This window comes from Oceanobacillus zhaokaii (genome assembly GCF_003352005.1).
In the GTDB taxonomy this organism is placed as follows: domain Bacteria; phylum Bacillota; class Bacilli; order Bacillales; family Amphibacillaceae; genus Oceanobacillus; species Oceanobacillus zhaokaii.
Window position 1 is genome coordinate 282860 of record NZ_CP024848.1, and the last position, 21399, is coordinate 304258.

At 36.1% G+C, this 21399-nt stretch carries 22 protein-coding genes and 1 pseudogene; 15 read left to right on the top strand and 8 right to left on the bottom strand.

Features of this window, described 5'->3' with window-relative positions:
• The first annotated feature begins 27 nt into the window (after positions 1-27).
• The 8 genes from CUC15_RS01515 to CUC15_RS01550 all read left to right on the top strand — a co-directional run bounded on the left by CUC15_RS01515 (position 28) and on the right by CUC15_RS01550 (position 6178).
• On the top strand, positions 28-1365 hold the full coding sequence (locus CUC15_RS01515) for a glucose-6-phosphate isomerase (protein ID WP_114915033.1): 1338 nt from the start codon (positions 28-30) through the stop codon (positions 1363-1365).
• Positions 1366-1398: 33 nt separating this feature from the next.
• Positions 1399-1860, top strand: a complete 462-nt coding sequence (locus CUC15_RS01520; RefSeq protein WP_114915034.1) for a hypothetical protein — start codon at positions 1399-1401, stop codon at positions 1858-1860.
• 241 nt (positions 1861-2101) lie between these two features.
• The gene (locus CUC15_RS01525; RefSeq protein WP_114915035.1) at positions 2102-2563 is read left to right on the top strand and encodes a MarR family winged helix-turn-helix transcriptional regulator; all 462 of its coding nucleotides are present in this window, start codon (positions 2102-2104) and stop codon (positions 2561-2563) included.
• Between the two features lie 209 nt (positions 2564-2772).
• Positions 2773-3210 (top strand): MarR family winged helix-turn-helix transcriptional regulator, encoded by a 438-nt coding sequence (locus CUC15_RS01530; protein ID WP_114915036.1) that lies wholly within the window; start codon positions 2773-2775, stop codon positions 3208-3210.
• Positions 3211-3381: 171 nt separating this feature from the next.
• Positions 3382-4326 (top strand): ring-cleaving dioxygenase, encoded by a 945-nt coding sequence (locus CUC15_RS01535; RefSeq protein WP_114915037.1) that lies wholly within the window; start codon positions 3382-3384, stop codon positions 4324-4326.
• 2 nt (positions 4327-4328) lie between these two features.
• Positions 4329-5384 carry an LLM class flavin-dependent oxidoreductase gene (locus CUC15_RS01540; protein ID WP_114915038.1) on the top strand — a complete coding sequence of 352 codons (1056 nt, stop codon included), beginning with the start codon at positions 4329-4331 and terminating at the stop codon, positions 5382-5384.
• Positions 5385-5397: 13 nt separating this feature from the next.
• The gene (locus CUC15_RS01545; RefSeq protein ID WP_114915039.1) at positions 5398-5964 is read left to right on the top strand and encodes an NADPH-dependent FMN reductase; all 567 of its coding nucleotides are present in this window, start codon (positions 5398-5400) and stop codon (positions 5962-5964) included.
• A gap of 46 nt (positions 5965-6010) precedes the next feature.
• The gene (locus tag CUC15_RS01550; RefSeq protein ID WP_242985923.1) at positions 6011-6178 is read left to right on the top strand and encodes an NADPH-dependent FMN reductase; all 168 of its coding nucleotides are present in this window, start codon (positions 6011-6013) and stop codon (positions 6176-6178) included.
• A 477-nt stretch (positions 6179-6655) separates the two neighbouring features.
• Here CUC15_RS01550 and CUC15_RS01555 read toward each other — a convergent pair whose 3' ends face one another.
• A complete protein-coding gene (locus CUC15_RS01555) occupies positions 6656-7048 on the bottom strand; it encodes a VOC family protein (protein WP_114915040.1) in 393 nt (130 codons plus the stop codon).
• A 137-nt stretch (positions 7049-7185) separates the two neighbouring features.
• Positions 7186-8349 carry a Gfo/Idh/MocA family protein gene (locus CUC15_RS01560; protein WP_114915041.1) on the bottom strand — a complete coding sequence of 388 codons (1164 nt, stop codon included), beginning with the start codon at positions 8347-8349 and terminating at the stop codon, positions 7186-7188.
• Between the two features lie 592 nt (positions 8350-8941).
• Here CUC15_RS01560 and CUC15_RS01565 point away from each other — a divergent pair.
• Positions 8942-9715, top strand: coding sequence for an IclR family transcriptional regulator (locus CUC15_RS01565; RefSeq protein WP_114915042.1), 774 nt, complete (start codon positions 8942-8944; stop codon positions 9713-9715).
• Positions 9716-9935: 220 nt separating this feature from the next.
• A complete protein-coding gene (wrbA, locus tag CUC15_RS01570) occupies positions 9936-10541 on the top strand; it encodes an NAD(P)H:quinone oxidoreductase (RefSeq protein ID WP_114915043.1) in 606 nt (201 codons plus the stop codon).
• A 90-nt stretch (positions 10542-10631) separates the two neighbouring features.
• Here wrbA and spxA read toward each other — a convergent pair whose 3' ends face one another.
• The 5 genes from spxA to CUC15_RS01595 all read right to left on the bottom strand — a co-directional run bounded on the left by spxA (position 10632) and on the right by CUC15_RS01595 (position 15860).
• Positions 10632-11042 carry a transcriptional regulator SpxA gene (spxA, locus tag CUC15_RS01575; RefSeq protein ID WP_114915044.1) on the bottom strand — a complete coding sequence of 137 codons (411 nt, stop codon included), beginning with the start codon at positions 11040-11042 and terminating at the stop codon, positions 10632-10634.
• A gap of 68 nt (positions 11043-11110) precedes the next feature.
• A complete protein-coding gene (locus CUC15_RS01580; RefSeq protein ID WP_114915045.1) occupies positions 11111-11671 on the bottom strand; it encodes an NADPH-dependent FMN reductase in 561 nt (186 codons plus the stop codon).
• Positions 11672-11846: 175 nt separating this feature from the next.
• Complete coding sequence (locus tag CUC15_RS01585; protein ID WP_114915046.1) at positions 11847-13256, bottom strand: MFS transporter; 1410 nt, start codon at positions 13254-13256, stop codon at positions 11847-11849.
• Positions 13257-13473: 217 nt separating this feature from the next.
• On the bottom strand, positions 13474-14424 hold the full coding sequence (gene glpX, locus CUC15_RS01590) for a class II fructose-bisphosphatase (RefSeq protein ID WP_114918351.1): 951 nt from the start codon (positions 14422-14424) through the stop codon (positions 13474-13476).
• A gap of 509 nt (positions 14425-14933) precedes the next feature.
• Positions 14934-15860, bottom strand: a complete 927-nt coding sequence (locus CUC15_RS01595; RefSeq protein WP_114915047.1) for a prenyltransferase — start codon at positions 15858-15860, stop codon at positions 14934-14936.
• A 162-nt stretch (positions 15861-16022) separates the two neighbouring features.
• Between CUC15_RS01595 and CUC15_RS01600 the strand changes: the two genes are divergently transcribed.
• The 3 genes and pseudogenes from CUC15_RS01600 to CUC15_RS01610 form a co-directional block, all read left to right on the top strand.
• Positions 16023-16550 carry a YehS family protein gene (locus CUC15_RS01600; RefSeq protein ID WP_114915048.1) on the top strand — a complete coding sequence of 176 codons (528 nt, stop codon included), beginning with the start codon at positions 16023-16025 and terminating at the stop codon, positions 16548-16550.
• Positions 16551-16830: 280 nt separating this feature from the next.
• Positions 16831-17457, top strand: coding sequence for a GyrI-like domain-containing protein (locus CUC15_RS01605; protein WP_114918352.1), 627 nt, complete (start codon positions 16831-16833; stop codon positions 17455-17457).
• Between the two features lie 377 nt (positions 17458-17834).
• Positions 17835-18278: pseudogene (locus tag CUC15_RS01610) on the top strand (cupin domain-containing protein); the annotation flags it as partial.
• Positions 18279-18335: 57 nt separating this feature from the next.
• Here the strand turns inward: CUC15_RS01610 and CUC15_RS01615 are convergent.
• Entirely contained in the window at positions 18336-18614 is a 279-nt protein-coding gene (locus tag CUC15_RS01615) for a DMT family transporter (RefSeq protein ID WP_114915050.1), read from the bottom strand.
• A 284-nt stretch (positions 18615-18898) separates the two neighbouring features.
• Here CUC15_RS01615 and CUC15_RS01620 point away from each other — a divergent pair, with 284 nt between their 5' ends.
• Together CUC15_RS01620 and CUC15_RS01625 are read left to right on the top strand one after the other, a co-directional pair.
• A complete protein-coding gene (locus CUC15_RS01620) occupies positions 18899-19663 on the top strand; it encodes an SDR family NAD(P)-dependent oxidoreductase (RefSeq protein WP_114915051.1) in 765 nt (254 codons plus the stop codon).
• A 549-nt stretch (positions 19664-20212) separates the two neighbouring features.
• Complete coding sequence (locus CUC15_RS01625) at positions 20213-21172, top strand: LacI family DNA-binding transcriptional regulator (protein ID WP_114915052.1); 960 nt, start codon at positions 20213-20215, stop codon at positions 21170-21172.
• Positions 21173-21399 lie beyond the last annotated feature (227 nt).

Sequence of the window (21399 nt, forward strand, 5' to 3'; positions counted from 1 at the left end):
ACCGAACAAACTTTGGAGGGTATTCATATGACAATTTCATTTGATTATACAAATGCTTTACCATTTTTAAAACAAAACGAGATTGATAACTTAACAGAACAAGTAAAAGTCGCACATGATATGCTTCACAATCAAAAAGGACCAGGATCTGATTATCACGGTTGGGTTGAATTGCCAAACAATTATGATATGGATGAATTCTCAAGAATCAAAAAAGCTGCTGACAGAATCCGCAGTAATTCAGAAGCACTTGTTGTAATTGGGATAGGTGGATCATACCTGGGGGCTAGAGCGGCAATTGAAGGACTTTCCCATACATTCCATAACCAAATGGATGGGAATACACAAATATATTTTGCAGGACAAAATATCAGCTCTAAATATATCACTCAATTACTTGAATTATTAGAAGGAAAAGATTTCTCGATTAATGTTATCTCGAAATCTGGTACTACAACAGAGCCAGCTGTTGCCTTCCGTATTTTCCGTGATTATATGGAGAAGAAATATACGAAAGAGGAAATGAAGGAACGGATTTATATTACAACGGATAAAGAAAAGGGCGCATTAAAACAATTAGCTGAAGAAGAAGGATATGAAACATTTGTTATTCCTGATAGTGTAGGTGGAAGATTTTCTGTATTAACAGCTGTAGGTCTTTTGCCGATTGCAGCAGCAGGACTTGATATCGACAAAATGATGGAGGGAGCAGCGGCTGCGGCTAAGAAATACAATAATTCAGATCTTGCAACGAATGAAAGCTATCAATATGCTGCCGTCAGAAATGCACTCTATCGTAAAGGAAAGTCAATAGAGCTTTTGGTCAATTACGAGCCATCCCTTCATTATGTGTCCGAATGGTGGAAGCAACTATTTGGAGAAAGTGAAGGAAAAGATCAAAAAGGCTTATTCCCTGCATCTGTAGATTTTTCAACCGACTTGCATTCAATGGGGCAATATGTTCAGGAAGGCCGACGTGACTTGATAGAAACAGTTATTCAAGTGAAAGAACCAATTGCCCAATTAACCATTAATGAGGATCCTGCAAATACTGACGGTTTAAATTTCCTTGCTGGAAAGACAATGGATGAAGTAAATAAAAAGGCATTTCAAGGTACAGTCCTCGCCCATGTAGATGGTGGAGTACCAAATTTAGTTGTCGAGTTAGATGAATTAAATGAATACACATTTGGTGAATTTGTATACTTCTTTGAAAAGGCAGTTGGAATAAGTGGATTATTAATGGGAGTTAACCCATTTGATCAGCCTGGAGTAGAAGCTTATAAAAAGAATATGTTTGCACTGCTTGGTAAACCAGGATATGAAGAAGAAAAGGAAGTACTTCTGAAACGACTAAACAAGTAAGCTTTCGGGGATAACAAAAAGGGGGGAAGTGAAATGAATGTTATGGATGCAAAAGTAATTAACACAAAATATGGAATGGAATTGTATTTTGATAACATAGAAAGTGTAGATGTTAAGGAAGTCCATTCCCCAACAGTTGAAAACCCTTTTTATGAAGTTCTAATTGGGGTAGAGTTTCTGCTTATGAAAGAGCGGAAATTTAATAAAATGAAAAATTATTTTTGGATAAGTATGAGCACTGATTTTAAAACGGTTAAAATTAAAGAATCCGACAAAGGAAACTTATTTGGTTTAAAGGATAATGGAGAAAAGGAAGCTACCAGAGAATTGCTTGGTGACTGGCTTATAAAGACAAGTTCATTTAAAAATGCAGTCACTGAAATAATCAATAAACAAGAGTATCGGAAACCTTCAGAAACAGAGCATTTCCTGAAAAATCTCCTATATTTGAATTCGGGCGATATAAAAAATGCTTTTATAGAACAGTATAGCTGATAAGATATAAGGGGAAGAGGATTGGTTATTACCAATCCTCTTCTATTGCAGATAAGAAAGTTTAATAACTTTCTTAACGAATAAGTGCAACTAAGACTTTCACCCAAAGGCTTGGTAACAACCAATTTTTCTAACAGTTGACATGAGGTTCAGCAAAAGATAAACTAGTTTTAATATGAATTTGAGATATCTAAATTATATTCTTTATCTCATTCAGATAATATTTAAAGGAATTGATAAAATGTACAAAACTTTGAAAGATAAAGATACTGCATTATCCTTAAAGCTATTCGTTGTATTATCCCGTGCGTTAGAAGCTATTGAAAGAAAGACGGCTGAAAGTATTAAGGATTATGATTTGAATTTAACAGAGTTTGCGGTTCTTGAGCTGTTATTTAATAAAGGTGACCAGCCTATACAAAAAATAGGTCAAAAAATATTAATTGCATCAAGCAGTATCACATATGTTGTAGATAAATTGGAAAAGAAAAAATATGTCATGCGAGTAGCCTGTCCTACTGATCGCAGGGTTACTTATGCTGCGATTACTGATGAAGGAAGAGGTTTGATGGGAGAGATTTTTCCAAAACACCTGGAATTAATGACAGGTATTATGAGCACTTTGGGTATTGAAGAAAAGGAAATGGTGATTGAGCAAATTAAGAAATTAGGACTATTTGCCAACGATTATAAACCAGTATGATGCTGTATTGAAGGATAACTTTGATACAGCTTTTTTTTATGCTAAGAAATCATTTAATAGAGTCCTTTTAATTCTAAATAAGGCTGTCACCAAAGGCTTGGTGACGAACAGAGATATATTATCTAAAAATATCTTGAATTCGAGGTATTTCTCTTGTATTTTTATCACTTGACATGTAAAATGATAGTAACGAAAGGAAGTGAGTCCTATTGAGGAAAAATACACTTGGTTCACTAATCTGGTTGAGAATTGCACGTTTCACACATCAAAGTAATCTACTATCGAATGAATTCCTAAAAGAATTTGGCATCACGGCTGCACAGTTTGATGTCTTAAACCAGGTTTTTACTTATCAGCCGATTACGCAAAGCGGGCTTGCTGTAAAAGTAACTGTTACTGAGGGAGGAATATCCCGTATGCTCACTCGACTTGAGCAAGAAGAGTATATCCATCGTAAGCAGGAATGGAAAACCAAATGGATTACTCTTTCTTCAAAAGGTGAAGAAAAAATGGAGGAAGTTTTTGATCACCAACTTACCTTTCAAACGTCTATCCTCAATGATTGCTTAACAAAGGAAGAGCAAAAAACATTCTATAAGCTTATGACTAAGCTACAAAAACATACGGAAAATAAACTGGAAAATTAATAATGCTATTTACCTTGATAGATAAGAAAATATAACAACTTTCTTAACGAATAAGTGTAATTAAGGCTGTAACCTAAAGGCTTGGTGACAACAAGTTTTCTAAAAATGAGTTATGCAATTATTTTTTTATATTATCACTTGATTAGTAAACTAAAAACGGAGGAATTAATTATGTATACAATCCCAGGACATCATCACATTTCAATGGTTACAAAAAATGCAAATCAAAATAATTACTTTTACCGTCATGTGCTCGGACTTCGCCGTGTGAAAATGACAGTGAATCAAGATAATCCATTTATGTATCACTTATTTTACGGAGATAAAACAGGAAGTGCCGGTACAGAGCTGTCGTTCTTTGAAATGCCTCAAGTTGGACGCACACATCGTGGTTCCAACGCGATAACAAAAATTGGATTACTCGTTCCATCTGAGGAAAGCCTATCATACTGGAAAGCGCGTTTGGAGGAGCATGATGTAAAGCATAGTGACATCACCACTTATGCTAAACGACCTGCATTAAACTTTGAAGATCCAGAAGGCTTACGTATGGTGCTGCTTGCATCAAATGGTGAGAAGGTTGAATTCTGGGATACATGGGAAAAATCTGGTGTTCCTGCAGAACACCAAATTCAAGGAATGGGCTCAGTGGAAATGACAGTGAAGAGACTTGATAAACTAGCGAGTACTCTAACGGACTTGTTTGGCTATTCAGAAGTAAGTCGTACAGAGGACGAAGCGATTTTCCAATCTGTCAAAGGCGAGGTGTTTGGAGAAATCGTTGTGAAATCTTTAGACGGTCCAACTGAAAAACCAGGTCGTGGCAGTATTCATCACTTAGCTATTCGTGTAAAAAACGAGAATGAGCTTATCTTCTGGGAAGAACAAGTGAAACAACGTGGGTTCAGTTCATCCGGAATTGTAGACCGTTTCTACTTTAAAAGCTTATACTTCCGTGAATCAAACGGTATACTTTTTGAAATTGCGACAGATGGTCCCGGTTTTACGATTGACGGGGACGTGGAACATTTAGGAGAAAAACTGGATTTACCACCATTTTTAGAAGATCGCCGTAAAGAAATTGAAGAAAAACTAAAACCAATCGAGGAGATTTAACTATGGAACAATATCGTATTGATAAATCAAAAGGAATGGAATTTGGACTATATTCATTAGGAGATCATGTGGCAAACCCACTGACAGGTGAACGAATCTCGGCTGGGCAGCGTATTAAAGAAATAATTGAAATGGCAAAGCTTGCCGAGGAAGCCGGGATTGATGTATTTAGTGTAGGAGAAAGTCATCAAACTTATTTTACAACGCAAGCTCATTCTGTCGTTCTTGGTGCCATTGCCCAAGCAACTAGTAAAATTAAAATTGCAAGCTCTGCGACAGTGCTAAGTGTATCAGATCCTGTACGTGTATATGAGGACTTTGCCACAATTGATTTAATTTCAGATGGTCGTGCGGAAATCATTGCTGGTCGAGGCTCTCGTGTTGGTGCCTATCACTTACTTGGGATTGATTTACAAGATTATGAGGAAATTTTTGAAGAGAAATTAGAATTGCTAAAGAGAATTAACGAAGGAGAACGTATTACATGGCAAGGTGAATACCGCCCGCCACTTAATAATGCAGAAATTCTGCCACAACCAAAAAATGGTTCACTACCAATTTGGCGTGCTGTGGGAGGACCACCAGCGAGTGCCATTAAAGCCGGGTACATGGGAATTCCAATGATCTTAACAACACTAGGAGGACCAGCAATCAACTTTAAACCCTCTGTTGATGTATATCGAGAAGCAGCTGAACGCAGTGGTTTTGATCCAAAAACATTGCCAATTGGGACGACAAGCTTGTTTTATGTAGCAGATACAACAAAAGAAGCATTACAGGGCATGTATCCACATATTAATGCAGGATTTCAAGCGATTCGCGGCAGCGGTTATCCAAAGCAACAATTCGCCCAGGCACCTGATCCTCGTGACGCATTAATGGTTGGGAGTACACAGCAAATTATCGAAAAAATACTTTACCAATATGAGCTTTACGGTATGCAACGCTTTCTGGCAGAAATCGATTTTGGTGGCGTACCTTTTGAGAAGCTTATGAAAAACATCGAAATAATTGGGAAGGATATTATTCCAGCGATTAAAAAGTATACTAAAAATTAAGGGGGAACACCTCATGAAAATAGTACTGATAGCTGGCTCTATTGTCGGCACTAAAACAAAAACAGCGATGTTAAAAGTACAAGAAATTTTTGCAACAAAATTCCCAGAGGTCGAAGTAACGATGCTCGACCTTGCGGAATATGATCTAGTCTTCAGTGACGGACGCAACTACTTTGAATACGAGGGTGATACAAAATATGTCACTGAAACAATTATGGCAGCTGATGGGGTAGTTATTGGTACACCAACGTTCCAAGGATCTATTCCAGCGACATTAAAAAACATTTTTGATCTATTACCTGTCAATGCATTCCGTGGTAAAGTCGTGAGTACAGTGGTGACAGCTGGAACATCAAAGCATTATTTAATGGTAGAGCAGCAATTAAAACCGATTCTTGCCTATATGAAAGCACATACTGTTCCAACGTATGTATTTGCAGAAGACAAAGATTTCTTGCGTAAGGAAATCATTAATGATGACATACTATTTCGTTTAGATCGATTAGTCGATGACACAGTGACATACGTGGAAACACATGCCGCTATCCGTGAGAAAAAAGACAAACTATATGATTTTTAATTACTAAGGAAGCGATTTAGGGAACCAGGTAAAATAGGAGAGTTATTTGCAACTATATTTAAGTAATAAAAATGCACTAGATGTAGGTTATCGTCCTTATGTAGAAAGTAAATGGAATGGTAAACCAGCAGCTATAATCAGTTCGTCACCTGGTGTTTTGAGCGGATTTGGTGCAAAGCATCTTTTACGTCAAGTACTGTACTGTCATTCTTAATTATGCCAGTCGTTCAACAACCAGAAGTATATCTCGCTAGTGTGCATGAATTATTAGATGAATAGGGCAAATTTAACAATGAAGAAACAGTTGAATACTTACAATCCTTTGTTGATTTGATTAACAAATAACGCATAAACAAATTTGGCTCATTGCTAAAATAATCCAAAGGTTGGCTGATAAAGAGAAATTTCTTCTCATTATGCCAACCTTTTTCTTAATTATTCTCTCGTCTTTTTTGCTCAATCCTCTGAAAGTAGGTAGCGACTATCCTCTAGTTAAAAGCTCAGGCCTTATGAATATTTCTTTCTTGTTCCATTATTATTGACTATCATTTCATGCAGTAGTCTGGCTGCATGCTCTCCAATTACTGAAGAAAGAAGAAGTTACAAAGAAACGCGCAGCAAAACTGTATCTATCTTTTAAAATTAAATAGATAACACCATCATAATTGGTGGTGGTAAGTACTTTCCTTTCTTAACTTCTCATATGAGGAGATTCAGGATTCATCTCCATAAACTCGATCCAGTTTCCATCGGGATCTAATACCCAGAATTGGTAGTTCAAAGCCATTCCTTTAGAAATTTCTACTTCTAAAGGGACTCCTCTCTTCTTCAATAGTTCCGCTGTTTCTTGGATATCATCTACCTCGAAGCAGATATGTTCCGCTCTGTTTTTAACACCCTCGGTGCCTCCGTAAAATAATTCAATGAAGCACCCGTCAGCCACTTTCACATACACAATCCAAGGTTCACCACTTGGTTGATTCAATTCAAACGCCTTCTTAAAACCAAGCTTATTGCAATAAAAATCTAATGAGCGTTCCATATCTACTACATGAAATCCTTTGTGATTAATCCCTTTGATCATTTTCTGTTCCACCTATCTCATTTAGTATCTTCGAGCTATAATTAACACTTTAAACGTGATTTTTCCCTTGTAGGAGTGTTATTAAACAATTGAATAGTTGAAAAAAATCCTCAGTTCTACTCTAACAAACTGATATTTTAATGTGTCCCTTTGACATCTAATGTATTGTTCGTTACATGCTTTTTCTCAAATGTAGAAGTGCTGATTTTTTCTTGTAATTTTTCATAATATTGATCTGGATCGACAGGCAATTCTACTGTTTGATTTAACCAAGATGATAAGTAAATAGCATTTGAAATTTCTAACGCTTTTACTCCCTCTTCCCCCGGTGCAAGTAGAGGTGAACCTGTAATAATCGAATCAATCCAGTTTTGAATAATATTAACATGATTCGCATTTTCACTTTTTACGGGGATATCTATTTTTTTGTATTCAGGCCTACCGAAACCATCTTTGTACAGCCTATTAAACTCACGCTCTGATTGCGTTAATCGGTAAAAAGTAAGTTCTTCATTTTCAACAATTATTTTCCCAAGATCTCCAACTACTTCGAGACGGTTCGTACCTGGTACTTCTCCTGTTGAGGTAATAAATACACCTGTCGCGCCATTTTCATATTCCACATATGCTGTTACTTCATCTTCAACTTCAATATCATGATACTTCCCAAAACTACTCACTGCATTAACTCGTTTTGGCATAAGCCCTGTCGCCCACTGCCAAATATCTAATTGGTGAAGTGCTTGATTTAATAAAACACCGCCACCCTCGCCTTTCCATGTAGCTCTCCATTTACTTGAATCATAATAACTTTGTGAACGATAAGTATCAGTAACAATCCAGTTTGTGCGTTTAATATCTCCTAGTTTCCCTGAATGAATAAGTTCCCGCAATATTTGGTAAAGAGGATTTGCCCTTTGGTTATACATGATGCCGAACACTTTTTCACTTGCTTTCGCTGCTTCATTCATTTCCAACACATTTTTTGTATAAACTCCTGCTGGTTTTTCAATAAGAACATGTATCCCTTTGGTAAAGGCATTGATCGCTATTTCTGGATGACTGTAATGGGGAGTTGCAATAACCACAGCATCTATTCCCGATTCTGTTAAAAAGGTCTCTTCGTCTCGGAAAATTTGTACATCTCCTGATGTATGATTTTTCACCCAGTCGATGCGATTTTCATTACTACTACAAATTGCGGTCAAAATTGCACCTTCAATTTGCCCTTTGTCTAGTATTTGAACATGTGAACTCCCCATATTTCCTATACCGATGACACCGACTTTAATCAAATTCATATATACTCCTCCCCTAAATTTAGTTGTGTATTTAAAAATGAGATATAAAACCAATTGAACATCTCGATAATCCTCTTGGTAGTTAAGAAAGTATAAAAATCTCTTGCAACATAAGTGCAACTAAGGCAGTCACCGAACGGCTTGGTTAAACTTTAATTTTCTGAATGGCGTTTGATATTCTTAGCAAAAACCCCATAAATATATTTTTATGATTGTTGTAATGGAGATATTTGGTTGTATATTATGATTAACACTTGAATTCTTATTATTTGACCACTATGTGATACATGTGTATCGTTTTGTGGTTAAATAAAGTATAATAATATATATACCGGCTGTCAATTAAATAGTATTTTCCCTAAAAAATAATAAGTTATTTAAAGTAAAATAGGGACATGACTGCGCTGAATCGAGCGAGAGCAGGCCGAAATAGAGCAAGCTCAACACCGAATCGAGCGTGACCCTTACCCAGATGAACTAGCCCAATTAGAATAATAATAGGAACAAACTGAAAAAAGCTCCATATGTTTTAATTTGGTAATTTCAGATATAATTGAATGGATATATATATAAATTGAAGGAGTACATACTTTTGAGCAACGATAAAAAAAATTCAAATAAAACATCTAATGTTCAAGTAATTTCTCGTGCTGCCAAAATTCTAAGAACGCTTAGAAACCACCCAAAAGGATTAAGCCTATCGCAGATTGCGAAAGAAGTGGGCTTAGCACGATCGACAGTTCAAAGAATTGTTAATACTTTAGAACAGGAAAATTTTGTCGCACAAGCTTCAGCTAACGGAGGTATCCGTCTTGGTCCTGAGATTGCGATGCTTGCTGCAGCTGTCCATAGTGATTTAAGGGAAGAAATTAGACCGCATTTAATACAACTATCTAATCAAGTAAATGAAACAGTCGACCTCTCTGTTTTAGATAATGGAAAGGTGCTATTTGTGGATCAAATAATTGCTGCACATCCATTACAAGCGACATCTCAACCCGGTGCAGCTTTTCCATTGCATTGCACGGCAAATGGAAAAGCTATACTAGCATCTTTACCATTAAATGAAGTTGAGAAGCTGCTACCTGAGCAATTAACACGGTTTAATGACAAAACAATTACGCATCGTGATGAATTGTTAAAGGAATTAGAAGTGATTCGTAAAGAAGGGGTGGCCTTTGCTCGAGAAGAGCACATTCATGGAATCTGTGCAGTAGGAGCAGTTGTTTATGATAGTTTGGGAAATCTAAGCGCAGTTTCAATACCACTACCTTCTACTCGTTTTTATGGTAATGAAGAAAAACTAGCAACAGCCATTCTCAAAACTTGTCAAAATATCAACCAGCACTATAAAACTATAAAATAAAACTTTATTAAGTGGGGGATCACAGCCCAATAAAAATTATCAATTTCACTACAATTTTTATTGGGCTATTATTTATGTAGGTGAATTTCTATCATTTCTCCAGTATTATTGCTTTAATACTTTTATAACTTTTGAATAAAAAAGGGAATTTTACAGATATTATATTTGTCTACACATTTAAACTAAAATGTGACTACCACTTAGGGAGGAAACATAACGAATGGCGAACGTTAAATTAGCAATCATTTACTATAGCTCTACAGGAACGAATTATCAAATGGCACAATGGGCTGAAGAAGCTGGTTCAGAGGCTGGAGCTGAAGTTAAATTACTTAAAGTTCCAGAGCTCGCCCCAGAATCTGCAATTGCAAAAAACGAGGGTTGGAAAGCGCATTATGATGCAACAAAAGATGTTCCAGAGGCATCATCTGCTGATATAGAATGGGCAGACGCAATTATCTTTAGCACACCAACACGTTTTGGTAATGTAGCTTCACAAATGAAGCAATTCCTTGATTTGCAAGGCGGTATATGGGCTACTGGAAAAACAGTAAATAAAGTGGTCAGTGCCATGACATCTGCACAAAACCCGCATGGTGGTCAAGAAGCAACTATTCTGTCTCTTTATACATCTATGATGCACTGGGGTGCGATTATTGTACCACCAGGTTACACCGATCAAGTACTTTTTGGTGCTGGAGGAAATCCATATGGAACAAGTGCAACACAAGGGCAAGATGGAAAAATTGTAGGGGATGTACAAGCAGCAGTAAAACATCAAGCAAAACGTACGGTAGAAATCGCTGCGAAAGTTCTTAACAGTTAATATATAAGGATTTTGACTCCAGTATCCATAAACTCTGATAGTTAGTAATGAATGCTCCTATGTATAAACTCACAGGAGCATTCATTTGATTTAACCCAATGCGGCTTCATCAATCATTCTTTGAGCTTCATGTAAATGAAGTGTCCGAATGGATCGAGGTAAAAAGCTGCGAATCTCTTCTTCGTTATAACCTACTTGCAATCTTTTTCCATCAACAATGATTGGTCGCTTCAAAATCTTTGGGTTTTCTTGAATCATCGAATATAACTCTTTCATAGGCAACTGGTCGATATCACCAGCTAATTCTTGAAATACCTTTGACCTTATTGAAATGATTTCTTCCGTTCCATTTTCAGTCAAGCGTAATATTTTTTTTATCTCATCTATCGTTATGTCATCAGAAAACATATTACGTTCTTTATACGGTATTTCATTTTTCTGAAACCATGCTCTAGCCTTTCTGCAGGATGTACAGCTTGGTGTTATATAAAGGGTTACCATTGATATTCACCTCTATCCTTATTAAACAAAACACTTCCACGAATTGAACGTGGAAGTCTGTTAAATGATTATCCTCTTACTGTTTTTAATGCACGGCTCCACGAGATAACTTGATCAAGCATACCGTTAGCATTAGCTGCATGGTAATCAGCTGGTTTGAACTCGCTCATATTAACGAAGTCAGTCATAAGTGAGAATGTAAGAGCTGTTTGTACATCAGCAACTTGCAGTTCACCAAGGATAAGGCGAAGGTTTTCGTGTGCACGAGTACCGCCCAAGCTGCCATAACCAACGAATCCAGCTGCTTTGTTAGCTACTTCTGGTTTCAAGAAATCTAATGCATTTTTAAGCGCTCCACCTACAGCATGGTTATATTCTGGTGCTACAAAAATGTAACCGTCGAATGAAGCCATTTTATCAGACCAAGCTTTGATAGCTGTTTCTGCTTCTGCTTGTTGTGCTTCTGGAAGTGCTTGACCAAGGAATGGCAATTTGTAATCAGCCAAGTCCACAATTTCGTATTCTACATCATCATTACGTTTTGTTGCAAAATCATATGTCCAATTTGTTACAGCTTCTGCATTACGACCTTGACGAATACTACCTAAAACGATACCTATTTTTAACATGTTAAATTCCTCCATTAGTCCATTTAATTACTAATTAATATATTACTAATTCGAGATAATAAATTAAAAAAATTTAATTATTAATTTATGTTTAATTAATAATATATCAATTAAGTATAATTTTAGTTTACTTCCTATTACTTGTCAATACTTTTTTCTATTTGCTAAGATTGATTTAATTCTTGTTCTTTCTTTTTTCAGCTAAATCAATTGTAAGTTGTTTCATACGTTGATTATTCAACGGATAAAGAAATACTAATATTAAAAAGATCAATAAATAGATGGCTCCAGGTACAATTGTAGCTAGTGCATACAGTCCATCAAGTGCATTTTGTGTTTGCACCTCACGATTTGCATCATAACCAATGGCTGTAATTGTAATACCACCAATACCACCAGCAAGTGCCTGACCAACTTTACGTGCTAAAGAATAGAAGGAATAAACAGTTCCATCTTCACGTATTCCAATTAAAAATTCATGATAATCGATTACGTCTGTCACGAAGGCCCATATCATTGTATTAAAGAATGCATATCCGAACATTCCAATAGCTGAAACGGCAATAAATTGAGAAGTCGATAAGTTTGGTAAAAAGAATAATAGAATATAGAAAACTGCTGCAATTAACATCCCGACACTTGTTGTTTCCTTTTTTCCAAATTTAGCAACTAATGGTTTCACTAATGGAATAGCAATAAATACAGTTACTGTTTGGACAATCCCTATAATGCTTAATGCTGCTGTATTATTAAAGTAGTCTTTAAATAAGTAAACGTTAACTGCACCGATAAGCATCGTACTCATCATAAAAATTAGAGATGCACCAAGGATGGCAATTAATGGTTTGTTTTTTAATAGAGCTTTTATTGTATTCCCTAAATTGTGGCTTATTTCATTATTCTCAGGCATCACTACACGCTCAGTTGATAGTTTATAACTCGCCATGTAACTTGATATTGAAAGTAACCCAAAGATTATTGCCGCCAGGAAAAAACCATCAGCATCTGCCTTATTGTCTACAAATATGATCAATGGTCCAACCGCATTAATAATTAAGCTAGCCAACATCGCTCCCATCGTTCTAAATGTAGATAAAGAAGTACGTTCAACGGGATCATTTGTAATCACAGAAGCCATTGAACCATAAGGAATATTGACTGTACTATATAAAGTTCCCCATAGAATATAGGTAACAAAAGCATATGCTAAATAAAATCCATTCGACATTCCAGGAATATGGACGAACATTAATACACCTGAAATAACAAGTGGAAACGACATTCTGAAAATCCATGGTCTAAATTTACCATGTTTGCTAGGTTTCCTGGTATCGATAAAACGCCCCCAAGTTACATCAGCAACAGCATCCCATAAACGGGCAACTGTAAAGAGGATTCCAACAAAAGCTGCACTAATTCCATAAATATCTGTATAGTAAACCATTAAGAAAGAACTTACTAAAATAAAGAAAAAGTCATTTCCAAGATCTCCAAACATATAACCAAGTTTATCTCTTACACCAAACTTTCTAACTTTATTTATTGTTTCATCACCCATGATTTTTTGACTGGTATTGTAATTCATTTTTTCTCCCCATTTCAATTGTAATTTTACAATCTCTTCCTCCTGTTTAAACTTAATTCATATGAATTTAAATAAAGTAGAGTGAATTTAATTATTACTAATTAGAGATAAAATGTACTTTTTTTCCCCTAATTTTCAATATTTTTTTAGTAAGATATTTTTATTAAGTAGGCCTACCAATAAAGAAAACCAGCCATCTTAAGAAATTAATTGAAGGTTATTTATTGCCATTGGTTTGATGTCGTCCTTCAATAAAACGAACGGTCCCTGTTTTGGAGCTTATAACAATAGAATGTGTTGTACTAATATTTTGATTATATTGGACCCCTCTTAATAGATCGCCATTTGTCACACCTGTTGCGACGAAATATACATCATCACCTTTTACGATATCTTCCATCAATAAGACTTTATTAACATCGTCAATACCCATTTGCTGTAGTCGTTTTCTCTCTTCTTTTGTATAGGGAAGAAGCTTTCCTTGAAATTCTCCGTTTAAGCTTTTAATTGCAGTTGCAGCCAAAACACCTTCTGGAGCTCCCCCTGATCCAAGCATGATATCGACCCCTGAATCTTCAAATGCAGTACTTATTGCAACTGCAACGTCACCGTCCTGGATGAGTTTAACCCTTGCTCCAGAATCGCGTATCTCTCGAATTAATTTCCCATGTCTTTCTCTATCTAAAACAGCTACAACTAGGTCTGATATATCTTTATTTTTTGCCTTTGCAACTGCTGATAGATTGTCAATGACAGGTGCGTTAATATCAATTTTTCCGGCAGCTTCATGACCTACTGCAATCTTTTCCATATACATATCAGGCGCATGTAATAAATTTCCGTTTTCTGCAATTGCTATCGTTGTAAGAGCATCCGATGTCCCTGCAGCAACAATATTTGTTCCTTCTAATGGATCTACTGCAATATCTATTTCAGGTCCTTCTCCTGTCCCTAATTGTTCACCAATGTATAACATCGGAGCCTCGTCCATTTCACCTTCTCCAATAACTACAGTACCTTTCATTTGGATGGAATTAAATACGTCCCTCATAGCTTGTGTCGCAGCTTCATCAGCTTCTTCCTTCTTTCCTCTTCCCATCCATTTTCCAGAAGCTAAGGCAGCACTTTCTGTTACTCTAATAAGATCCATAGATAAATCTCTTCTCATCATTTTGTTTTCATCCTTCCAATAAAATTATTGTTTATTTGAAGCCCATTTGGTTCTATTAATTGCACTAAAAGATTGCTTTTTAGTCTATAATTAAACACTTATCAATATCTTTTTTTTGATTTGCTCATTCCGGAAATATGTTTTAAATTACCAAATCAGGGTTCCATCACATCCTTTTCCAAATAAAATAATCTAATTTACATTTAATTAATTTATCTTTAATTTAATATAAATTAATTCGAGATAATATTAATGCTTTAGCTTCATATTGTCAATATATTTGTACTTTAATTATGAAAGGCATATTTGTCCCCATTCGATGATATTAGTTCTTATAAATAGGGGGATTTCAATAAACATTAATGTTTATTGAAATTGTAAATAAAAAAATCTAAGTGCAGGGAATCTTAAATTTCCTGTACTTAGATTAAGGTTATTGAAACACCTTTTATCCAATTTGTATGGATTTGATTGCAGACGGAATTTTAGCATTTTGCTTTTATATATTATACAAAAATTCCCAAGCTTATCGCCGTAATCATAGCGAGGGACAGTAATATTTTTTCACAAACGGTGACTTGCTGGTAATTCATGACATCTACTTTCATAACAAAGAATAAGGCAATAGCAATAGTTAGAACTAAACATGCAGCAGCCCAGAAACGATCGAATCCCAGCCATAGCCCGCAAAATAAGGCTGCAAAAAGATAAATTAAAGCCGGGAATCGTGCATAAAAAAGCCCAAATCTATCAGCGAACCATACCACGCTAGTTCGTTTCATCGGTACAGCCCGTTTATCTGCCTCTAAATCAGGAATATGATGGACCATTACCCATGCCATACAAAAGAGGGCATTAATGACAGCATTTTGTAAAGTCCATAAAGGAATGGAACCTAAAACAATCCACGGACCGGCAAATCCAAGGAATAGAATAGCTGGAAATAAACTGAGCCACTCCCCTAAGAAGGGACGGTAACTTAATCGCAACGGGGGTAGGGAATAAGAAGCCGCAGACCAAATTCCTATCAACAATAGAATGGCCAGTTCGTATTGAGCAAATAATGCGAGCAGCCCAGCAATAATCAGCAGAGAAATGGTTAGCCCTTTTCCCAATTGGCGAAGGTTATCTAAGGACATTATTCCATTTTGCACAACCCTGCTTCCACCTGACAAAATAGCGGGACTAAATTCATCCGTACCTGAATGAAAGTCTGTATAATCATTTAAAGCGTGTGTCAATACGCCGTGAATTATGAATGCTGCAATTGTAAGGAAAGCAAATAGCATAAGCATGTTCCCCAGAGGCATAGCATTATTTAGAAATAAAGGGAGCAGACTAGAAATAATTGTAGCAACACTTGAGAAGATAACTGCGATAGAACGCAGTAAAATCCAGCCTCCGCGGAGTACTGTGAGAATCTGATTGGCCAATAGCAGCAAATCCTTTCCTTGGATTTTCGGAGCTGACGGATAGAGTAATAGTGAGATAAAAAGTATAATTAATACATCAGATTAATATTACATGTTTGGATTAATAGTAAAAAGGCAAAATTAGACTGTTGTGCTAATAGCTAATAATTAGGAGGTAAAAAAATGGATATGAATAATAATGATATTTTAATTCGATTACGATATGCTCTTGATATAAAAGATACAGAGATGGTAAAGATTTTTCAACTAGGAGGTATTGAAGTAACAGCCGAAGAAGTGAAAAACATCCTTACTAAAACAAAAGACAGTTACGATGATGAATTTGGATCTGTGGATGATATGAACCATGACAATATACCTTGTGATAATTTCATGCTGGAATCGTTTTTGAATGGTCTGATTATCTATAAAAGGGGAAAACAGGAACCGAAGCCAGGAAATACCGAAAGCCAGCCAATGATGATAAAGAATAATGATAGTGTCAATAATGTACTGCTAAAGAAATTGAAAATTGCATTGACATTAACAAGTGAAGACATGATTGATATTCTGAAAGAAGCAGGAGTTGTTATTAGTAAAGGAGAGCTGAGTGCGCTGCTGAGGAAAGAAGGGCATAGTAATTATCGAAAATGCGGTGACCGTTTTGCCAGGAATTTTTTGAAAGGGTTAGGTATGAGGCATCGTGGATAGACAAAATCAGGTAGTAGAGAAAGCTAAATTCATGCTCTCAAATGATAAAAGCACATAGATAGTTTTTACTTACCATAAAAGACAGATTGCAAGAGATATTGTTAGGATATAAGTGGACGATGTGGAACCATGTAAGAACGATTTCATCAATAGGGGCTTTGACTAGCTTTGTTTTAGGTTTTGGTATCTACTGATTCGTAGCTGCGGTTCTCCTATTGGTTCGATGGTTTTATTACCGCTTTTTAATGGAGGACCATGATCATGATGAAGGATGGGACAAATGAAACATGAATGGAGAAAGAAAGAGAAAGAGTTATATATACCGAAACAAAAAACTGCATTGGTCTCAATTCCAGAGCATAAATTTTTTATGATAAAGGGGCAAGGAAATCCGAATGAAGCACAATTTTCGGAGAATATTGGGGTTCTTTACTCATTGGCATACGCAGTTCGGATGATGCCCAAAAAGGGATTTACCCCAGAAGGATATTTCGAGTATACCGTCTATCCCTTGGAAGGAATTTGGGATTTAACAGAAGAAGGCAAGAAGTTAGATACGCTGAATAAAGATGAGCTATTGTATATGATTATGATTAGACAGCCAGACTTTGTGACGGAGGAAGTAGTAGAGAGGGCATCTGAGACTGTACGGAAAAATAAGCCAAATCCACTATTAGATGAGGTAACATTCGGTACCATTGAAGATGGATTATCTGTACAAATGCTCCATCTTGGTTCATATGATGATGAACCACAATCCTTTGCGAAAATGAATAAATTCCTGGAAGATAATCAACTTGAAAGAACTTCTTTAACACATCGGGAAATATATCTTTCTGATTTTAGAAAAGTAGAGGCAGCAAAGCTTAAAACTGTGCTTAGATATAGAGTGAAGAAGAAGGGATGACTAATCGCCACTTTTAGCAGAAAGGAAAGGTTAAAAACTTTTTGATTGCATAGGTGCAACTAGGCTGTCACTAAAGAGCTTGGCTAAACCTTATTTTTCTAATAAAAGAGTAATGGTAGGGATATCACATTTAATCTAATCCTTTTCTGTCCAAACTTGGGCTAAGGTACATTCCTTTAACAAACGGCATACGATAAATGTATAAATAAGAGAAGGGTTTGAGAAAAATGTACTACAATCCTTATATTTATCCATATCCTTATTATGGGAACTTGCCGATGTATAACAATGGGAGGCAGTTTGATTATGAAGCTTTACCTCAGGGGATGAGCCAGATAGGAGGATATGAAATGCCCTATCCTTACCCTGTTGATGAGCGAATTTTGTTAAAGGATTATGGACCAGAACCCTTTGTTGTTAATATCAATGAAGCTTCGAAGCAAAATAATACCTACCGTACCGCACTATGGACTGGACCACATCTACAAGTTACATTGATGAGTATTAACGTAGGGGACGATATTGGATTGGAGATTCATCATGATGTTGATCAATTTTTAAGAGTGGAGCAGGGTCAAGGTATTGTTAATATGGGTAAAAGTAAGAATAATTTAAATTTTGTAAGAAGAGTAAGGGATGACTCTGCGATTATGGTACCTGCCAATACCTGGCATAATGTTACGAACACAGGAAATATACCACTGAAACTGTATTCGATTTACGCACCACCGCATCATCCGTTTGGGACGGTACACAAAACTAAAGCCGACGCGGCAGCCGCAGAATCAGAATATGGTCATGGCAACAGATATTCCGATTAATCGTTTTGCCAACTAGCAAATCCGCTCAGAATATAATCTGAGCGGTTTCTTCCTGTTTTAACTCTCCACTTTAGTTTTAGACGAAGTATTGAGTAACACAACACGACCAATGATGAGAGGTAATCCGAATACCATCCCAATATTGAGCGGATCATCAAACAGTAAAACACCAAGTACAGCTGTAACTGCTGTGCCCACACCAGACCAAATCGCGTAGGCTAGTCCAAGAGGCAGTGTTTGCAGCGCTAATGAGAGCATATAAAAAGCAACGGCATATCCAATAATCACTTCGACTGAGGGGAATAGCTTCTTGAATCCTTCTGTTAATTTCAACATTTAACTACCGAACACTTCTGCAATTATGGCGATGCCTAATAATATGTAACCGCCATTGTATTTCCTCCATTACTTATGAGTGTAAATAATTGAATCCCTACTATTATGTTAACTTTTACATATCCATTGCTTTTAACTATATCAGCAAGCTTGGCATACAGTAAATGGTAAGAGTAAATGATAAGTTTATATCTACTAAAATCATATCATTTGTAAAAGGGATAACGCTTACATCATAATGGTAAATGACTGAACATATCAAAAATTATAGAGGAGGGGTAAAGATGGAAGGGAAAGTAGTATTAATAACAGGCGGTGCTGGTGGAATCGGGCAAGAGACTGCACAGCTATTTTTAGACAATGGGGCGAAAGTAGTATTGGTTGATATTAACGAGGAAGCATTAAGCAATGCAAAAACATCTTTAAATGGCAATGGAGATGACATATTAGTTGTAAAGGCCAATGTAACCGATGAACAAGATGTACAAAACTATGTCAAACAAACGGTGGATACATACGGGAAAATAGATGTGTTCTTCAATAATGCAGGAATTAATGGACCATTTGCATCGATTAAGGATTTGGAGAAGGAAACATTCGAGACAATCCTAAGCATTAATGTAACTGGTGTATTCCTAGGATTGAAGCATGTTATTAAACAAATGGAATCCCAAGGGTATGGAAGTATTATTAATACTGCATCTAACGCTGCCTATATTGGTTCAGCGGGAATGGCTGGTTACATAGCGTCGAAGCATGCGGTAGCGGGATTAACAAAGACAGCGGCACTGGAAGCTGCAGGAAGCGGAATCCGTGTGAATGCCGTCGCTCCGGCTGCAATAGATACGCAAATGCTTGCTGATATCCAGAACAACATTACACCTGGTGAACCGGAAGCGTCAGGTGAGGCAATTAAACAGGGAATTCCTGTAGGACGTTTTGGAGCGCCGAAAGAAGTGGCCCAGGTTGTCCTTTTCCTAGCATCGGATAATGCTTCCTTTGTAACAGGATCATTGTATAATGTGGATGGTGGAATGCAGGCTGATTGATTCGAGATAATTCTTCCCTCACCATGGGAAATTAGTTATATAATAAGGGGTAATGTAATTTTAAGATTACTTGGTATAATTATAAAAATCTATTACAAAAAGAAGAAAGCACATCTAATACCTTACTAAGATGTGCTCTCTTTCCGTAACAATATATTTATAAGATATTACAGGGAAAAGCCGATCTTCCTAACTTAGGAAAATCGGCTTTTCTTTTGGTAGTAATTTTCGACTATTAATGAAACCCAACAATATAAAACCAATAACAAGATAAAAGTTGAAATTTATCGTCACGCCGGACGAACCATTACACCGATAATAGATCAACTTTTATTGAAATAGAAGGAGCAAGATTCCTCTATATCCCTAGGCTAATTATGAAACCAATTCCAGATCAAGGAAAAATTGAAAATTAGAAAGGAACCTGAAGATAGGCTTTCAAATTGACATGAAATGCGTTTCATAGATTACACTAGGCTTATGGATAATGAAAGCGAACGAAACTTATCCCTAAATGTTAATTTCCTTAGGGGCTATGTGGAGGAGCAAATGACAAATATTAAAGATTTGGCAAAAATGGCTAGGGTATCGGTTACAACCGTTTCACGAGTGCTGAATAATCATCCTTATGTAAGTAAGGAAAAAAGGGAAGCTGTATTAGATGCTGTGAAATCAACCAATTATCAAAAGAATATCAATGCCGTCCATTTAAGTAAGGGGAAAACGAAGCTTATTGGGGTCGTTCTCCCGTTCTCTGATCATCCGTATTTTTCTTTACTATTGAAAGGAATAGCGAAGCAAGCATTGGAAAACAACTATCATTTGGTTCTATTTCAAACTGATTACATGCAAAATAAAGAAATAGAAGCACTAGAAATGTTACAAAAAAAACAAATTGATGGATTGATTATCTGTTCAAGAACGTGCGATCTGCAAATAATTGAAGAGTATCTACAATTTGGTCCAATTGTATTAAGCGAAGATGTGAAGGAAATAAACGTATCCTCCACGTTTGTTAGTCATTATAAAATCTTTTCAAATGCATTAGAGTATTTATATCAGAGAGGTCATAGAAAAATCGGCTATTGTATCGGCAGAAGTACAGGGGCTAACAGTTATAATAGAGGGTTAGCTTATAAAGATTTTCATGAGAAATATAGTTTATCATACAACTCGGAATACATTATTGACAAGTGTTTATATTTCGAGGATGGAGAAAAAGTCATCAATCAAGTAAAACTTATGAATATAGCACCATCGGCTTTGCTTGTAACAAGTGATCAAGTGGCAGCAGGCATTGTAGTAAGCTGTCAAAAACAACAAATATCGATACCGGATGATATCGCAATTATTGGTTTTGATAATCAGCCAATAGCAAAAATGATGGATATAACAACGATAGAAATTCCTCTGATGGAAATGGGAAGGAACCTTTTTCTTCAGACAATAAATAGTGAAATATCGAATAAGGAAGTACCTGTAAAGTTAATCGAAAGAAAAACCGTTTAAGTAAAGGACAATACATTTGTATTAAAAGGAGAAATGTAATATACCAAAAAGTATATTACAAAGTCGGTGGGGAAAATGGGATTCTACATGATCTGCAAATGGTTAGAGTATTATAAAAATACTCTAACTTTTTTAAAATATTCAAAAATAACCCTTGACATGAAACGCGTTCCATAATTTAAGGTTTAATTATAACGTTAGCTTATTGGTTAACGGATAAATATGAA

Coding starts and splice junctions, on each gene's coding strand:
- CUC15_RS01515 (WP_114915033.1), top strand. CDS start 28: ATGACAATTTCATTTGATTATACAAATGCTTTACCATTTTTAAAACAA.
- CUC15_RS01520 (WP_114915034.1), top strand. CDS start 1,399: ATGAATGTTATGGATGCAAAAGTAATTAACACAAAATATGGAATGGAA.
- CUC15_RS01525 (WP_114915035.1), top strand. CDS start 2,102: ATGTACAAAACTTTGAAAGATAAAGATACTGCATTATCCTTAAAGCTA.
- CUC15_RS01535 (WP_114915037.1), top strand. CDS start 3,382: ATGTATACAATCCCAGGACATCATCACATTTCAATGGTTACAAAAAAT.
- CUC15_RS01540 (WP_114915038.1), top strand. CDS start 4,329: ATGGAACAATATCGTATTGATAAATCAAAAGGAATGGAATTTGGACTA.
- CUC15_RS01545 (WP_114915039.1), top strand. CDS start 5,398: ATGAAAATAGTACTGATAGCTGGCTCTATTGTCGGCACTAAAACAAAA.
- CUC15_RS01555 (WP_114915040.1), bottom strand. CDS start 7,048: ATGATCAAAGGGATTAATCACAAAGGATTTCATGTAGTAGATATGGAA.
- CUC15_RS01560 (WP_114915041.1), bottom strand. CDS start 8,349: ATGAATTTGATTAAAGTCGGTGTCATCGGTATAGGAAATATGGGGAGT.
- wrbA (WP_114915043.1), top strand. CDS start 9,936: ATGGCGAACGTTAAATTAGCAATCATTTACTATAGCTCTACAGGAACG.
- spxA (WP_114915044.1), bottom strand. CDS start 11,042: ATGGTAACCCTTTATATAACACCAAGCTGTACATCCTGCAGAAAGGCT.
- CUC15_RS01580 (WP_114915045.1), bottom strand. CDS start 11,671: ATGTTAAAAATAGGTATCGTTTTAGGTAGTATTCGTCAAGGTCGTAAT.
- CUC15_RS01585 (WP_114915046.1), bottom strand. CDS start 13,256: ATGAATTACAATACCAGTCAAAAAATCATGGGTGATGAAACAATAAAT.
- glpX (WP_114918351.1), bottom strand. CDS start 14,424: ATGAGAAGAGATTTATCTATGGATCTTATTAGAGTAACAGAAAGTGCT.
- CUC15_RS01600 (WP_114915048.1), top strand. CDS start 16,023: ATGGATATGAATAATAATGATATTTTAATTCGATTACGATATGCTCTT.
- CUC15_RS01605 (WP_114918352.1), top strand. CDS start 16,831: ATGAAACATGAATGGAGAAAGAAAGAGAAAGAGTTATATATACCGAAA.
- CUC15_RS01615 (WP_114915050.1), bottom strand. CDS start 18,614: ATGTTGAAATTAACAGAAGGATTCAAGAAGCTATTCCCCTCAGTCGAA.
- CUC15_RS01620 (WP_114915051.1), top strand. CDS start 18,899: ATGGAAGGGAAAGTAGTATTAATAACAGGCGGTGCTGGTGGAATCGGG.
- CUC15_RS01625 (WP_114915052.1), top strand. CDS start 20,213: ATGACAAATATTAAAGATTTGGCAAAAATGGCTAGGGTATCGGTTACA.